The following is a 15,100-nucleotide window of genomic DNA, read 5'->3' as shown; positions in this document are numbered from 1 at the left end:
ACCAGCCCGGGGCCTCCATGGCCTCCAGCTCCTGCATGCCGAGCTCCAGGGCGGGGAAGGTGTCGATCGCGTTGTCCTGCATGAGAGGTACTCCTGTTCCGTATGGGTTGATCAGGGCGTGCTCTGTGCGTGGGATGTGCTCTGTGGGAGGCGTGCTCCCGCCCGCACCGCGCGGCCGTGCCTGCGGGTGCGGAAGTTCTTGGTGCCGGGCCCGTTTCAGGCCGCGGCGGCGTCGGCCAGCAGGCCGTACACGTCGTCGGTGCGCAGGCCGCCGAGCATCGGCAGGCCGGCGCCCCAGGCGCGGACGGTGCGGTGCGCGATGTCGGCGAGCCGGTCGGGGCCCGCGTCGATGGCGCGGCCGATGCCCCAGGAGTCGATGAGGGCTTCGATGCCCGCCGCCGGGTCCGCGGGGAGGCCCGCGGGGTCGGTGGCGCGCAGCCGGGACCACAGGCGGTGCAGCCGGTCGGCGGAGCCGAGCCGTGCCTCGCCGGCCGAGACGGCCCGCCACAGGTGCGGCAGGATCGCCGCGACCGCGGTCATCTTGCGCACTCCGAGGGCGGAGGACAGTTCGTTGGCGATGAGCCAGCCCTTGACCGCGTACAGGTCGCGGCCGAGGTGGGCCCATTCGGCGTGGCTGAGGCCGCTGAGTTTGGCGATCTCCAGCCGCAGCCGGTCGTCGGTGGGGCGGCCGGCGCGGCGCGCGTCACGCACCTCGTGTCCCAGCAGCACCAGCCGTTCGGCGATGGTCTCCACCAGCGCGTCCTCGGTGGGCAGGTCCCCGTGGTCGCCGACGTACGGGCTGACCACGCGGTGGAGGGCTTCGAGGACCCCTTCGGCGACGAGTTCGTCGTCGAGGGTGGCGGTGGCGGCCGGGTCCAGGACGGCTGCCCTGGGCCGCAGTGCGGTGCCCATCACCAGCCGCTTGCCGTGGCCGGGGTAGCCGAGGCAGGCGACGCCGCTGGACTCGGTGCCGGTCCCGACCGTGGTGGGTACGGCGACCAGCGGGAGTCCGTGCCGGGTGGTGTGGCCGAGGACCAGCAGTCCGCTGCGCTGCGGCACCGTGAGGCGGGCGTACGCGTCGGGGTTGGTCCGGATCAGGGCGGCCAGCTTGACCTGGTCGAGGAGGGAGCCGCCGCCGATGCCGACGAGGAGTTCGGCGTCCGCGATCCGGCCGGCGAGGCCGGCCACCGAGTCCAGGTCGCCGGGGCCGGACAGCTCCAGCACCGTGGTCTCGTACCGGTCCCCGGCGAGCAGGGTCCGGATGCGGTCGGTGACCGGGGCGGCGGCGACCGCCGGGTCCACAAGGACGGTGATCCGCCGCTCGGGGCGGCCGGTGAACCAGGCGCCCAGGCTGTCGCAGCCGATCAGCTGCTGTGCCGGGGCGTGCCAGCCGGCGCTCACGCCAGGGCCTCGGCGGCCGGGGCGGCGGTGCGTGCCAGGTGGAGGTCGAGTCCGGCGGTGACGGCGGCGAGGAGTTCGGTGAGTTCGGCGTCGGTGCAGGTGAGGGCGGGGAACAGCTGGATGCCGTTGACCCCGGGGTGGACGATGGCGCCGGCGTCGCGGATGGCGCGGACGAGGGCGTGGACCTGGTCCTGCGGGAAGGGGGTGCCGTCCGGGTCGCACAGCCGGACGGAGCGGAAGCAGCCGAGGCCGGTGGTGGCGGCGACCCGGGGGTGGCCGGCGACGAGGGCGTCGAGTTCGGTGTCGAGGCGCTCGGCCAGGCGCCGGCCGAGGGCGACGGCGTCGAGGCGGCGCATCTCGTCGAGGGTGGCGGTGATGGTGGCGCAGGTGACGGGGGTGCCGGCCTGGGTCTCGCCGTGGGTGAGCATGGCGCCGGCGTCGGTGAAGGCCTGCGCCACCTGGCGGGAGGCGATGACGACGGCGGCGGCGCTGGTGCCGTTGGTGAGTCCCTTGGAGGAGACGAGCAGGTCGGGCTGTTCGGCCCACTGCTGGGAGGCGAAGAGGCTGCCGGTGCGGCCGAAGCCGGTGGCGACCTCGTCGGCGACCAGCAGGAAGCCGTGTTCGCCGCGCAGCCGGAGCAGTTCGGTGAGGTACTCCTCGGTGAGGGGTACGGCTCCGCTGCCGAGGACGGGTTCGACGACGACGGCGGCGATCTGGGCGCCCTGGCGGGCCATGAGCGCGTTCAGTTCGGCGGGGTCGTTGGGGGCGACGTGGCGGACGAACCGCTGGTCGACGCCGTACAGCTGCTGGCCGAGGTCGTCGCCGGTGAGGGCGAAGCTGCCGAAGGTGAGGCCGTGGTAGCTGCCGCGCAGGCCGACGACGACCTTGCGGCGCGGTTCGTCGCGCAGGGCGTGGTAGTGCCGGGCGACCTTCATGACGAGGTCGTTGGCGGCGCCGCCGGAGGTGGAGAACAGCACCCGGCCGTAGTGGGCGGGGCCGGCCGCTTCGACGAGGGCCTCGGCGGCGCGGCGGGCGTAGGTGTTCTCGTAGCGGAAGACGGAGAGGTACGAGGCTTCGCGGAGGGCTTCGGCGGCGGCTGCGGCGATGGCCTCGTTGCCGTAGCCGATGTTGGTGTTCCACAGGCCGCTGGAGCCGTCGAGGAGTTCGCGGCCGTCGGCGAAGCGGACCCGTACGCCGTGGGCGGAGACCGCGCAGGTGTCGTCGCGGCCCTGGTCCTGGGGTGCGGTCAGGGAGGGCCACAGCGGGTGGTGGCCGGGGGGCGTGGTCGTGGTGTCGTTCACCGGGTCACCTCCGTTTCGAGGAGTACGTCGTGGTGGCGCTCGCCGACGGCGGGCAGCGGGTGGCGGGAGAGGACCGAGAACCCGGCGGCGGCCAGTTCGGCCTCCAGGAGTTCGGCGGGCAGGACGCCGATGGTGGTGGTGCACACCTGTACGGGGCCTTCGTCGCCGAGGTCGGCGGGGAAGAGGGTGACGGTGCGGCTGCCGGAGTCGGGCGTCCAGTGCTCGAAGAGGCGGTAGGCGCGGCCGCTGTCGGTCACGATCTCCATGTCGACCTCGGCGGATCCCTCACCGGTGGCGGCCATGTCGACCGTCGAGAGCAGGAACCGGCCGCCGGGTTCCAGGTGTTCGCGGACGGCCCGGTAGAGGCCGGTGCGGCCTTCGGCGTCGAGCAGGGAGATCGTGGTGGTGCCCAGCACGATCGCGCCGAAGCGGCGGCCGAGGTCGAAGGCGCTCATGTCGGCCCGGACGGGCAGGCAGCGTGCGCGCAGGGCGGGCGGGGCGGCGGCGAGCCGCTGGTCGAGCAGCTCCAGCATGTAGGAGGAGAGTTCGAGGGCGGTGACCTGCCGGCCCAGGGCGAGCAGGGGCAGGGTGAGGCGTCCGGAGCCGGCGGCCAGGTCGAGGACGTCGCCGGGGATGCGGCGGACCAGGGCGAGCAGCTCGCGCACCTCGTGGGTGCCGGTGCCGGCGAGGTCGTGGTAGACGGTCGCGCCGACGGCGTCGTACAGGTCGCAGAGGACGGCCCGGTCGCCGAGGGAGGCGAGGAGTTCGCCGGCGCGTCCGGGGACGTCGGCGGGGGTGGGGACGCGGTGGCCCGCGTCGGACATCGGCTTGGTGGTCGTCATCGTCGTCGTCATCGTCGTCATGGCGGTCAGTGCCCCGCCGTCACGAGTTCGGCGGACCGCAGGGTGACCCCGGCGTCCTCGAAGTAGGCGGCGACCTGCTCCAGGCCCGCCCGGTCGGCGTAGGAGGCGCCCGCCTCCACCGAACCGGCGACGAGCAGCACCTCGGCGAGGCCGGCGGCGACCGGGTCGAGGCCGAAGGTGCGCCCGCTCGCCGGGTCGTGGACGAAGGCGTCCTCGCCCGACCACAGGAGCAGCGGCAGCAGCGCGTCGGCGGTGTCCGCGGCGGCGTCGGCGGGGACGGAGGCCGCGGCGGCGTTCAGCCGGCCGCCGAACCCGGAGACCCGTACGTCGGCGACCAGGCCGCGGGCCCGCAGGTCGCGGACGGCGGAGACGGCGGCGAGGTAGCGGCCCAGCCAGGGGCGTTCCGCGGCCGGTCCGCCGTCGGCGACGGCGTCGAGGAGCCAGCGGGTGTCGAGCTGCTCCAGGGTGTCCTCGCCGAGGACGCCGAGCCGGGCGCCGCCCGGGGTGGTGGACAGGACGCCGTCCTGGTCGGCGTAGAGGCGGCAGCGGGGGCCGTCGCCGGCCGGGCCCGCGCCGAGGGCGGGGAGGTCGGCGAGCTGGATGACGGGGTTGGTGAGGAAGTCGGGGAAGGTGCCCTCCTGCCGGGCCTGGTCGGCGTCGGCGAGGTAGGCGTCGCGGTCCATGTCGTCGGCCACGCGGATCAGCGTCGGGCCGACCACGGACATGTAGGCGCTGACGCCGTAGTTCTGGATCTGGAGGTAGAAGTCCGTGCCGAGGGAGCATTCCAGGCCGGGTTCGCTCAGCGAACCCTCGTAGCCGGCGACGACGGGGCCGTCCGGAATTCCCGCGTCCGGGGTGTGGCCGGGGGCGAACACCACCGAGTGCGGTCCTACGAGGTCGGAGCCGAGCAACGTGGAAAGGTGGTCCGGATTCTCCAGGACGACCGTCGCGGAGCCCGTCGCGGAAAGCTCCGCCCCCGGCTTTCCGGTACCCCAGAGCATCAGATGCCGTTTGATTCCCGCCATGACTCCCCCTTCAAGGAATGCGCAGTGATTTCGAGGTGGTTCGGTGGTCGATGGGCACGCCGGACCGGGGCCCGGCCGTGCTGCGGCCGGACCCGGACGTTCCGGGGTCAGGCCAGGGCGGACAGAATCGTCCTGAGTTCTTCGGAGGCCGCCTGCGGGCCGTAGCAATTGGCCACGCCGGTGACGTTCAGGACGACTTCGTCGACGCCCGCTTCCTCGTACTCCTTCAGCTGTGCGACGAGTTCCGTGATGTCGCCGCTGAGGAATCCGCGCCCTTCGACGAGGGCGCGCGCGTCCAGCTCCCGGTCCGTGCCGGTGATGCCGATCCCGGACTTGCGCAGCATGTCGACGTAGTGCGGGAGTCCCAGGTGTGCGGAGTTGCTGGCCAGGGCGATCTCGCCGGCCGTGCGGTCCTTCCTGGCGAGCGCCAGCGGCACCATCGCCGTGAGCCGGGGCACCGGCCGGCCTGCCTTCGCCGCGCCCTCGCGCAGCGCCGGCAGGACGGTGTCCCGCAGGTAGGCGGCCGGGGTCAGCCAGGTGATCGCCACGTCGGCGACCTCTCCGGCGAGCCGGGCCATGGCGGGCCTCAGCACGCCGAGGCCGATCTCCACCGGGGCGGAGGGGAAGGGCGCGAGCTGTGCGTCGCAGGTGACGTAGTCGCCGTCGATCCGCACGTGTTCCCCGGCCAGCAGGCCGCGCACGGCGGTCAGGTACTCGCGGGCCGCGGTCAGGGGACTGCGGTACGGGGCCCCGCGCAGGGCCTGCTGGAGGGAGGGTGCCCCGGGTCCGAAGCCGGCGGTGACCGGCTGCCCGGTGGCCAGGGCCAGCGAGCGGGCCTGGAGGGCGGCCTCGTAGGGGTGGCGCAGCGGCATGAGCGTGACGCCCAGGCCGGTGGGGACCCGGAAGCCGGATCCCGCGGCGTGGACGAACCCTTGGTGGGGTTCGACCATCAGGGACTGTCCCTGCCAGAGCCGGTGCGCCTGGGTCCAGTGGACGAGGCCGGCGTAGGGGAGGATCTGTTCGGGCCGGGTCGGCAGGAACGGTATGAGTACCGAGTGGGTGGTCATGGTGTAGCTCCCTTTTTCCTTCCTCGTCTGCTGTTCCGTGGCTGTGGTGTGTCCTGCTGTTAAACCCAGTCGAAGGTTTCGCGCCGGTCGACGGGGAGCTTCGGCTTGGTCCCGCACTTCTTGAAGTCGATCTCGTCGGCTTCGACGACGGAGAGGAAGCAGTGGGCCTTGTCGGCCGCCCGACCGGACGCGGTGAGCTGGTCCTGGGCCGGCGGGTGGATGAAAGGCCCGGAGAAGGTCAGTCCGGCCGCGATCGCGAATCCCGCGACGAGCGAGGCGATTCGGGTGCGTCCGCCGAGCTGGTTCTTCTTCATCGTTTCCCCCTGTGTGGATCGTCGTTGTTCCGACACGGAGAACATTGCCGAACGGACGCGTCGCGTTCGAGCGATTCCGGACGCAGCTTCCTGCGTCGGTGCGTGCAGCAAGTTGCACGACGAGCTGCGCGGATGCGGGAACCAAGACCGGTGGGAACGCTTCCGTTACCCATGGTCAGCCGGTGTCCGCGTTCGTATGATCAGCCCACCGTGCTGACCACACGGGGCACCATCACAAGGGGGAACCATGCGCGCCGGAAGCCTCATCCACTTGGGGATGTCAGCCGAGGACGAAGACCTGTACAGATGCCTGCTCCGCCTCACGGAGGGCACGCCCCCCGTACTGGCCGAGCACCTCGGGGCACCGGTGGACGAGGTGGAGGAGTGGCTGGCGCGGCTGGAGTCGATGGAGCTGACCTCCCTGGCCGACAACGGCAGCATCCGGCCGGCCCCGCCCGCGATCGCCGTGCAGCGGCTGATCGACCTGCGGCTGCGGGAGCTCCAGGAGGAACTGCGTCGGGTGACCGCCGAGCAGCGGGTGGTGGAATCGCTGCTGGCGGAGCGGGACGCGGTACGCCCGGCCGTGCGCGAGGCGTCGGAACGGCCGGCCATCGAGCGGGTGGAGGGAACGCCCAACGTCCGGGCGGTGATCGACGAACTGACCTTCTTCACCCGCGAGGAGGGGCTGACCACACAGCCGCACGGCGCGCTGAGCGCGGCCAGCATCGAGGCGTCCCGGCCGCTGGACGCCCGGATCCTGCGGCGGGGCATCAGGATGCGCACGATCATGCGCCCGGCGGCGGTGGAGGACGCGCCGACGCTGGCCTACCTCCAGGAGATCTCGGCGATGGGGGCGGACATCCGGATCTCGGACAAGCCGCTGGAGCGGATGCTGGTCTTCGACCGGGCGGCGGCGCTCACCCCGATCGACCCGCAGAACCCGCGGCTGGGGGCCCTGGTGATCCGCGAGACGGGGCTCGTCGCCAACCTGGTGTCGCTGTTCGAGCGGATGTGGTCGGACTCGGTGCCGCTGGCGGAGGCGGTCGCGGCCCGGCAGGGCCCGGAGGGCGGGCTGAGCGAGATCGAGCGCAAGGTGCTGGCCACCATGTACCAGGCGGAGAAGGACGAGACGGGGGCCCGCGAGGTCGGCGTGTCGGTCCGGACGTACCGCAAGTACGTGGCGGACCTGATGCAGCGTCTGGGGGCGACGAACCGCTTCCAGGCGGCCCTGCTGGCCCGCGACCACGGCTGGATCTGAGGCGCCCGCGTGCGGCCCGCGTACGGCCCGCGTACGGCCGCCCCGTCCGGCCCACGTCCTGGACAGGGCGGCCGCCCGGCCGGGGCACCTCCTAGCCTGGGCGGCATGACGAGCGAAGGCAGCAGCAGTAAGTTCCACGAGGTACTGCACTCCCTGCGGGTATGGGACGTCCCGCTCCCCGGCTTCGACCCGGCCGGGGCCCCCGGCGAGCCGGTCGGCCTCTTCCGGGAGTGGTTCCTGCACGCCGCCCGGGCGGGGCAGCCGGAGCCGCACACGATGACCCTGGCCACGGCGGACGCCGACGGGCGGCCCGACGCGCGCGTGCTGATGCTGCACGACGCCGACGAGCGGGGCTGGCACTTCGCCTCGCACTCCACGAGCGCCAAGGGCCGCCAGCTGGCGGGCCGGGCGGACGCGGCGCTGGTCTTCTACTGGCCGGCGGTGGCGCGGCAGGTGCGGATCCGGGGCCGGGTCGTGGCCTGCGGGCCCGAGGAGAGCCGGGCGGACCTGGCGGTGCGCTCGCGCGGGGCGCTGGCGGCCGCGCTGACCGGCCGGCAGAGCGAGGTGCTGGGCTCCGCCGAGGAGCTGGCGCGGGCCTCGGCGGCGGCGTGGGAGCGGGCGGGGGCCGAGCCGGACGCGCCCGCCCCGACCTGGACCCGGTACGTACTGGAGCCCGCCGAGGCGGAGTTCTTCCAGGGCGACGCCGCCCGCCGGCACGTCCGCCTCCGCTACCGCCGGGCGGACGGCGGCAGCGGCTGGGTGCGGGAGCTGCTCTGGCCCTGAGCCGGGTGTCCCGGGGCGGACGCGCCCCGGGCGGGGCTCCTGTCGGATCGAGGTGAGGGGATCGCATGGCAACGCTGGTCGCGTCGGACGTCGTCGGGGCGCGCGAGGACAGGTTCGACTGGTTCTGCGAGACCATCTCGAACCATGTGATGCCCGTCCTGCTGAGCAGCCGGCACGCGGCCGACTTCCGGGCCGCCATCACGGAGCTGGACCTCGGCGTGGTGCGCCTGTCCGCCGTGACCTGCTCACCGGTGGGCTCGCGCCGCACCATGACCCATGTCCGGCGGGGCGATCCCGAGCACCTGCAGCTGGCGCTCCTCACCCGGGGCGCCGTCCGGATCTCCCAGCGGGGCAACGAATCGGTGGTCTCGGGGGGACTCGTGCTCACGGACACCTCACGGCCCAGCGAGGCGGTGTGCGCGGACGAGACGCTGGCGTCGGTGGTCGTGCAGATCCCCCGCCAGGCGCTGGCGCTCGGCTCGGACCGCCTGGACGGCCTCCTCGCACGCAACCTGCCCGCGGGCGCCGGGTCGGGAGCGGTCCTCGCCGACTTCATGAGCTCGCTGCTGGCACAGGCCCCGCACTGCCGCCCGGAGGAGCTCCGCGGGCTGGGGGCCGTCACCCTCGACCTGGCCACCGCGTTCCTCGCGAGACAGCTCGGGGAGCCCGGCGCGACGCCGGCCGAGGCCCGTGCGCGGGAGACCCTCCAGCAGATCCACCGCTTCGTCGAGAACAACCTCGGCGACCCGGACCTGACCCCCCAGGCGATCGCGGACCGGCACAACATCTCGCTGCGGCGCCTCCACGCCCTCTTCGGCGACCAGCCCCTGACCGTCGCGGCGTACATCCGCCGGAGCCGCCTGGAGCGCGCCCGCACCGACCTCGCGCGCCGGGAGTTCAGCGGCCACCCCGTCCAGGCGATCGCGGCCCGCTGGGGTTTCGCCAGCGCCACCGGCTTCAGCCGGGCGTTCCGCGAGGCCTACGGAATCACGCCGACCGAGCACCGCGCGTCCTCCTTCGGCGCCCCGCAGCACACAGAGCACAGGAACCCGGCACGCCACGAACACCACCACGCTCCGCCCGCGCCTAGATTCACCTCCGCATGACGGCGGCCGGGCCCCTGCCCGAATCAGGGGTCCGGCGGCTCCTCATCGCTCGGCGAGCGCTGCCCTGAGTTCTCACCGTTCCCGTTCAGTCCTCCTCCGGCCGGAAGACCGGCACCCACACCCCCTCCGCCGCCTCGCGGAAGGCGGCGCGCAGGGGCATGCCGATGCGGAGGTCCTCGTACGGGCAGTCGACGACCTCGGTCATCATCCGGGGACCTTCCGCGAGGTCGACGACGGCCGCCGCGTAGGGGACGCGGGTGCCGAAGGGCGGGAGGTCGTTGCGGTGCACGACGGACCAGGTGTAGAGGGTGGCTCGGCCGCTCGCCTCCTCCCAGGTGACGCGGTCCTCGCCGGCCCAGCAGGAGGGGCAGAACTCGCGCGGGTAGTGGTGGGCGCGCCCGCAGTCGGCGCAGCGGCGCAGCAGGAGGCGTCCTCCGGCCGCGGCGTCCCAGTAGGGGCGGGTGAACTCGTCCGTCTCGGGGAGGTCGTACCGTGCGGCGCTCACAGGAAGAGTCCGATCGTCGCGTCGAGGGACCAGGTCTGCCAGGACATCGCGAGCAGGGCGACCGCCGAGATGAGGGCCATCATCGAGTTCTGGCCCTGTTCGGCCCAGTCGTGGATCATCAGGACCAGGTAGAGCAGGTTGAGGAGCAGGCCGCCGATGAGGGCGACGGGGGTCAGGAAGCCGAGCACGAGGCCGAGGCCCAGGGCGAGTTCGGCGTAGACGACGACGTACGCCATCAGTCGCGGGCGGGGCTGGACGACCTTCTCGAAGCCGCCCTTGACGAAGCCCCAGCGGTGTTTGCCGGCGACGTCGGCGGCCCAGGCGATGCCGGTGCCGCGTTCGAACCAGCCCTTCTTGTCCTTGTGCCGCCAGCTCTCCAGCCACCACAGGCCGAGGCCTATCCGCAGCACGGCGAGCCATTCGGCGCCGGTGAGCCAGATGGTCTGCACGGTTCGCCCCCTCCACCCACTCGATCTGACGGTACGTCAGTTCAGCGGATCGGGACCGATCCCGCAAGGGGCCGGACGCGAAGGGTCCGGGCACGGGCTCAGGGGACCGAGAAGAGCCGCCCGTAGCCCGTGACCCCGTCCACCGGCTCGCCCGCCGCGCGCAGGGCGGCCCACAGCAGAACCTGGTTCGCGGTCAGCACCGGCCGCTCCAGCTCAGCCTCCAGGGCCTCGATCACCCCGACCGCCCGGAAGCCGTTGCCGCCGACGACCACCGCCTGCGCCGCGTCGGGGACCTGCTCCAGCACCCAGCCGTACAGGGCGTCCGGCCGGATCAGCGCCTGCCCGCTGGGCAGCCCGCACGGGGCCGCGTACGGGACCTCGAACCCGGCCTCCTCGTAGTAGCCCCGCCCCAGGTCGCTCAGGGTGGCGTCGAACCACGGCGGATCGACCAGCGCGAACCGCTCGACCCCGAGCGCGCGCAGCGCCCCGACGACGGCGGCGCAGGTGGCGACCACGGGCAGGCCGCCGGCCCGCTCGGTCAGCCGCTCCAGCATGTACGCCTCCCCTCGCGCGCCGATCACGTACGCGGAGCTGGTGAAGGCGTACGCGATCGCCGCCACCGGCGCGGCGGCCAGCAGCTCGGCCGCGTCGTCCACGTGCGGCGGCTCGGCGAAGGCCCGGACGGGGGCGAGCGGCACGGTCAGGCCCATCGCGCCGCCGGGGCCCATCGCGGCGAACGGCACCCGGGCGGCGTGCAGGCCCACGTCCGCCGGGGCCATCGCGCGCAGCTCCGACTCGGGGCCGACGTCGGCGTGGGGGGTGAGGACTCCGAGGCGGACGCGCACGTCCCACCCGTCGGGCTGCCACATCGCGCACGCGCTCCTCTCGGGGACCGGACACCGGACACCGGGGCCGGATATCGGGGCCGGATATCGGGGCCGGATGTCCCACTTTGGCACCACTCGCACCGCGCGGGCGGCGGGCCGCGCCGGTGCGGTCCGCCGCCCGTGATCGATCCGCAATCGATTCCCTCCTCGTCCGAGACCCATCAACGCCGTGTGTCGATACGCTCACTGGCCATGCCCGAGCCCGACCTGACCTCCACCGAGCCCCGCCCCGTGTACGTGATCGGCGCCGGCCCCGGCGGGCTCGCCGTCGCCGCCGCGCTGCGCGCCCGCGGGGTGCGCGCGGTGGTCGTCGAGCGGAGCGGAGCGGTCGGCGCCTCGTGGCGCGGCCACTACGACCGGCTGCGGCTGCACACCACCCGGCGGCTGTCGGGCCTGCCCGGGCTGGCGATCCCGCGCCGTTTCGGACGCTGGGTCGCGCGGGCCGACGTGGTCCGGTACCTGGAGAAGTACGCCGAGTTCCACGAGCTGGAGCTGGTGACCGGGGTCGAGGTGACCCGGATCGAGCGCGCCGCCGACGGGGAGGGCTGGACCCTGCACGCCTCGGGCGGGCGGCTCCTCGCCGCCCGCGCGGTGGTGGTGGCGACGGGCTACAACCACACCCCGGCGCTGCCCGACTGGCCGGGCCGCGAGGGGTACACCGGGCGGCTGCTGCACGCCCGCGACTACCGGAACCCGGCCCCGTACGCCGGGCAGGACGTGCTCGTCGTCGGCGTCGGCAACACCGGCGCGGAGATAGCCGCCGACCTCGCGGAGGGCGGTGCCGCGCGGGTGCGGCTCGCCGTGCGCACCGTTCCGCACCTCGTACGCCGCTCCACCCTGGGCTGGCCGGCGCAGCGCACGGGGATCCTGGTCCGCAGGCTGCCGGTGCGGCTCGTGGACCGGCTGGGGGCGTACGCCGCCAAGGCCGTCCCCGACCTGTCGGCGTACGGTCTGCCGCGCCCGGCCTCGGGCCTGTACAGCAGGGTCCTGGAGGGGGCGGTGCCGGTGCAGGACGTCGGCCTGATCAGGGCCGTGCGCGGGGGCCGGGTGGAACCGGTGGCCGCCGTGACCGGCTTCGACGGCGACGCGGTGGTGCTGGCCGACGGTACGCGGATCACCCCGGACGCGGTGGTGGCGGCAACGGGGTACCGGCGCGGGCTGGAGGGGCTGGTGGGCCACCTGGACGTACTGGACGAGCGCGGCCGGCCCATCGCGCACGGCCCCCGCGCCCCGCGCAACGCGCCGGGGCTGCACTTCACCGGGTACACGAACCCGATCAGCGGGATGCTCCGCGAACTGTCCTTGGACGCCGTGCGCATAGCGAAGGCACTCGCGCGCGGTTAGGCGGCCGCGCCCCGGGTGGCCCGGGGGCACGGGCGGCCCGGGCGGCCCGGAGGCACGGGCGGCCCGGAGGGCCGAAATCCCCTCTGTACCGGAGCGAGCACCTCTGCCACCGTTCAAGCACACCACCTCCACCACCTTTCCTGCGCATCCCTGTTCCTGACGGCGCGTCAGTTCAGTAATCTGACTACGCGTCAGCTATGGACTCTTCGAGCAGGGCGGGCGAAGCGATGCTTGGATCTACTCACGGCACCCTCACCACCGACTTCCGCGCACGCGTCGAGGCCTGCGGGGAGACCCCCAGGACGGCCGTCCACTCCACGGCGACACCCGAGGACTCGGACGCCCTGGACGTCAGCGGACGGCCCCTGCACTCCGACGTGCCCGACCTGGACCGGTTCTTCCGGCCCGAGTCCGTGGCGGTCATCGGCGCCTCCGACGCCGAGGGCAGGCCCAACACCGGCATCACCCGGCAGCTCATCGCCTGGGCCGAACGCGTCGGCGCCCGCGTCCACCCCGTGCACCCGACCCGCACCGCCGTCTTCGGACTGCCCTGCCACGCCACCGTCGCCGAGCTGCCCGAACAGGTCGACCTCGCGGTGCTCCTGGTCGCGGACCCGATCCCCGTCATCGAGGAACTGGCCGACACCAAGGTCAAGTTCGCCGTCGCCTTCGCCTCCGGCTTCGCCGAGACCGGCGACGCGGGCGCCGCCGCCCAGGCCCGCCTGGCCGCCGCCGTACGCCGCTCCGGGCTGCGGCTGCTCGGCCCGAACACCAACCTCAACGCCTTCGAGGAGTTCCGCGAGGACCTCGACGGCCCCGCCATCGCCCTCATCACCCAGTCCGGGCACCAGGGCCGGCCCGTCTACACCCTCCAGGAGCTGGGCATCCGCCTCTCCCACTGGGCGCCGACCGGCAACGAGGCCGACCTGGAGACCTCCGACTTCATCTCCTACTTCGCCGAACGGCCCGAGGTCGGGGCCATCGCCTGCTACGTCGAAGGCCTCAAGGACGGCCGCGCCTTCCTCCTCGCCGCCGACCGCGCCGCCCGCAACAAGGTCCCCGTCGTCGCCGTCAAGGTCGGCCGCACCGAGACCGGCGCCCGCATGGCCGCCTCGCACACCGGCAAACTCACCGGGGCCGACACCGTCGTGGATGCCGCCATGCGGCAGTTCGGGGTCATCCGGGTCGACGGGCTGGACGAGCTCCAGGACACCGCCGCCCTCCTGGCCCGGGCCCGCCCGCCGCGGGCCGACGGGGTCGTCGTCTACTCCATATCCGGCGGCACCGGCGCCCACTTCTCCGACCTGGCCACCGAGGCCGGGCTGACCCTCCCCACCCTCTCGGACGCCAAACAGGCCGAGCTCCACCAGTGGATCCCCTCCTACCTCAACGTCGCCAACCCCGTCGACAACGGCGGCCACCCGGTCGGCGACTGGCGCGGCCGCAAGATCATCGACGCGATCCTCGCCGACCCCTCCGTAGGCGTCCTGATCTGTCCGATCACCGGCCCCTTCCCCCCGATGAGCGACAAGCTCGCGCAGGACCTGGTCGACGCCGCCGAAGCCACCGACAAGCTGGTGTGCGTCATCTGGGGCTCCCCCGTCGGCACCGAGGAGGCCTACCGCACCACCCTGCTCGGCTCCTCCCGCGTCGCCACCTTCCGCACCTTCGGCAACTGCATCACCGCCGTCCGCGCCTACCTCGAACACCACCGCTTCACGGCCGCCTACCGCTCCCCCTTCGCCGACGCCCCCCGCACCCCCTCCCCCTCCCACCGCAAGGCCCAGGCCCTGATGCGGCCCGGCCAGCAGCTCAGCGAACACGCCGCCAAGCAGCTGCTGCGCGCGTACGGCATCCGCGTCCCGCGCGAGCAGCTCGTCACCAGCGCGGCGGCGGCGGTCCGCGCGGCGGGGCTGGTCGGCTACCCGGTCGTCATGAAGGCCTCGGGGCCGCAGCTGGCCCACAAGACGGAACTCGGCCTGGTCAAGGTCGGCCTCACCTCGGCCAGCCAGATCCGCGACGCGTACCGCGACCTGACGGACATCGCCCGCTACGAGAACGTCCCGCTGGACGGGATCCTGGTCTGCCAGATGATCGAACGCGGCGTCGAGATGGTCGTCGGCGTCACCCAGGACCCCCTCTTCGGCCCCACCGTCACCGTCGGCCTCGGCGGCGTCCTGGTGGAGGTCCTGCGCGACGCGGCGGTCCGCGTACCCCCCTTCGGGGAGGACCAGGCCCGCACGATGCTCCGCGAACTGCGGGGGCACGCACTGCTGGAAGGCGTACGGGGCGCACCGCCGGCGGACGTGGACGCGCTGGTGGAGGTCGTCCTGCGGGTCCAGCGGATGGCGCTGGAACTGGGCGACGATCTCTCCGAGCTGGACATCAACCCCCTGATGGTCCTGCCCCGGGGGCAGGGGGCGGTGGCGCTGGACGCGCTGGCCGTCTGTCTTTGATTGCCCCGCTCGCGCGGCTCGGCCGCGGGCGGCCTCCCCGGCTTCGCGCCGCTGCGCCGGCCTCCGGCCGTCGGGTGCGGGGCGGGGCCGGTGCGCCGGGCTGGGGCCGTCTGGCCCGGGGCGAAGCCGGTGCGCCGGGCTGGGGCCGTCTGGCCCGGGGCGAAGCCGGTGCGCCGGGCTGGGGCCGGTGGGTCGTCTGCGGGTGGGTGTGCCGCTGCGCGGGGCGAGGTCCCCTACCCACCCTTCCACCGTTCCCCGGGCTCCGCCCGGACCCGTTCCGTGCGCTGCGCGCCCGTCGCCTCAAACGCCGGTGGAGGGATGGAGAGACCCGCCAGAGGTTT

14 protein-coding genes are annotated in these 15,100 nt (G+C 73.8%); 5 read left to right on the top strand and 9 right to left on the bottom strand.

The annotated features are described in order from the left end of the window. Positions 1-216: 216 nt before the first annotated feature. From mpaC to AC07A6_RS31210, 6 genes are all read right to left on the bottom strand, one after another. A complete protein-coding gene (gene mpaC, locus AC07A6_RS31235; RefSeq protein ID WP_478779375.1) occupies positions 217-1,401 on the bottom strand; it encodes a daptide-type RiPP biosynthesis dehydogenase in 1,185 nt (394 codons plus the stop codon). Beyond that, positions 1,398-2,702 carry a daptide-type RiPP biosynthesis aminotransferase gene (gene mpaD, locus AC07A6_RS31230; protein WP_478779374.1) on the bottom strand — a complete coding sequence of 435 codons (1,305 nt, stop codon included), beginning with the start codon at positions 2,700-2,702 and terminating at the stop codon, positions 1,398-1,400. The genes mpaC and mpaD overlap by 4 nt, the downstream gene beginning before the upstream one ends. Then, positions 2,699-3,565 carry a daptide-type RiPP biosynthesis methyltransferase gene (gene mpaM, locus AC07A6_RS31225; RefSeq protein WP_362468869.1) on the bottom strand — a complete coding sequence of 289 codons (867 nt, stop codon included), beginning with the start codon at positions 3,563-3,565 and terminating at the stop codon, positions 2,699-2,701. The genes mpaD and mpaM overlap by 4 nt, the downstream gene beginning before the upstream one ends. Before the next feature lie 5 nt (positions 3,566-3,570). After that, positions 3,571-4,590 carry a daptide biosynthesis RiPP recognition protein gene (mpaB, locus tag AC07A6_RS31220; RefSeq protein ID WP_478779373.1) on the bottom strand — a complete coding sequence of 340 codons (1,020 nt, stop codon included), beginning with the start codon at positions 4,588-4,590 and terminating at the stop codon, positions 3,571-3,573. 107 nt (positions 4,591-4,697) lie between these two features. Next, on the bottom strand, positions 4,698-5,657 hold the full coding sequence (locus AC07A6_RS31215) for an LLM class flavin-dependent oxidoreductase (protein ID WP_478779372.1): 960 nt from the start codon (positions 5,655-5,657) through the stop codon (positions 4,698-4,700). A 59-nt stretch (positions 5,658-5,716) separates the two neighbouring features. Continuing rightward, entirely contained in the window at positions 5,717-5,971 is a 255-nt protein-coding gene (locus tag AC07A6_RS31210) for a hypothetical protein (protein ID WP_362468875.1), read from the bottom strand. A 247-nt stretch (positions 5,972-6,218) separates the two neighbouring features. Between AC07A6_RS31210 and AC07A6_RS31205 the strand changes: the two genes are divergently transcribed. The 3 genes from AC07A6_RS31205 (at position 6,219) to AC07A6_RS31195 (ending at position 9,118) form a co-directional block, all read left to right on the top strand. Further along, positions 6,219-7,229, top strand: a complete 1,011-nt coding sequence (locus tag AC07A6_RS31205; protein WP_362468877.1) for a LuxR C-terminal-related transcriptional regulator — start codon at positions 6,219-6,221, stop codon at positions 7,227-7,229. Between the two features lie 105 nt (positions 7,230-7,334). Continuing rightward, on the top strand, positions 7,335-8,012 hold the full coding sequence (locus AC07A6_RS31200; RefSeq protein ID WP_478779371.1) for a pyridoxine/pyridoxamine 5'-phosphate oxidase: 678 nt from the start codon (positions 7,335-7,337) through the stop codon (positions 8,010-8,012). Between the two features lie 65 nt (positions 8,013-8,077). Continuing rightward, on the top strand, positions 8,078-9,118 hold the full coding sequence (locus tag AC07A6_RS31195) for an AraC-like ligand-binding domain-containing protein (protein ID WP_478779370.1): 1,041 nt from the start codon (positions 8,078-8,080) through the stop codon (positions 9,116-9,118). A gap of 85 nt (positions 9,119-9,203) precedes the next feature. Here AC07A6_RS31195 and AC07A6_RS31190 read toward each other — a convergent pair whose 3' ends face one another. The 3 genes from AC07A6_RS31190 to AC07A6_RS31180 all read right to left on the bottom strand — a co-directional run bounded on the left by AC07A6_RS31190 (position 9,204) and on the right by AC07A6_RS31180 (position 10,941). After that, on the bottom strand, positions 9,204-9,623 hold the full coding sequence (locus AC07A6_RS31190; protein WP_478779369.1) for a Zn-ribbon domain-containing OB-fold protein: 420 nt from the start codon (positions 9,621-9,623) through the stop codon (positions 9,204-9,206). After that, on the bottom strand, positions 9,620-10,072 hold the full coding sequence (locus AC07A6_RS31185) for a DoxX family membrane protein (protein WP_386275260.1): 453 nt from the start codon (positions 10,070-10,072) through the stop codon (positions 9,620-9,622). Before AC07A6_RS31185 ends, AC07A6_RS31190 begins: the two co-directional genes overlap by 4 nt. Positions 10,073-10,170: 98 nt before the next feature. Continuing rightward, positions 10,171-10,941 carry a maleate cis-trans isomerase family protein gene (locus AC07A6_RS31180; protein ID WP_478779368.1) on the bottom strand — a complete coding sequence of 257 codons (771 nt, stop codon included), beginning with the start codon at positions 10,939-10,941 and terminating at the stop codon, positions 10,171-10,173. A gap of 210 nt (positions 10,942-11,151) precedes the next feature. On the opposite strand from AC07A6_RS31180, the gene AC07A6_RS31175 reads away from it, so the two are divergent. Further along, positions 11,152-12,303: a flavin-containing monooxygenase gene (locus tag AC07A6_RS31175; protein ID WP_362468898.1), complete on the top strand. Its 1,152-nt coding sequence runs from the start codon at positions 11,152-11,154 to the stop codon at positions 12,301-12,303. A 227-nt stretch (positions 12,304-12,530) separates the two neighbouring features. Then, a complete protein-coding gene (locus AC07A6_RS31170; RefSeq protein WP_478779367.1) occupies positions 12,531-14,759 on the top strand; it encodes an acetate--CoA ligase family protein in 2,229 nt (742 codons plus the stop codon). The last annotated feature ends 341 nt before the right edge of the window (positions 14,760-15,100 follow it).

Source organism: Streptomyces sp. NPDC044002, assembly GCF_056434525.1.
This window is presented reverse-complemented; position numbering and strand designations above follow the sequence as displayed.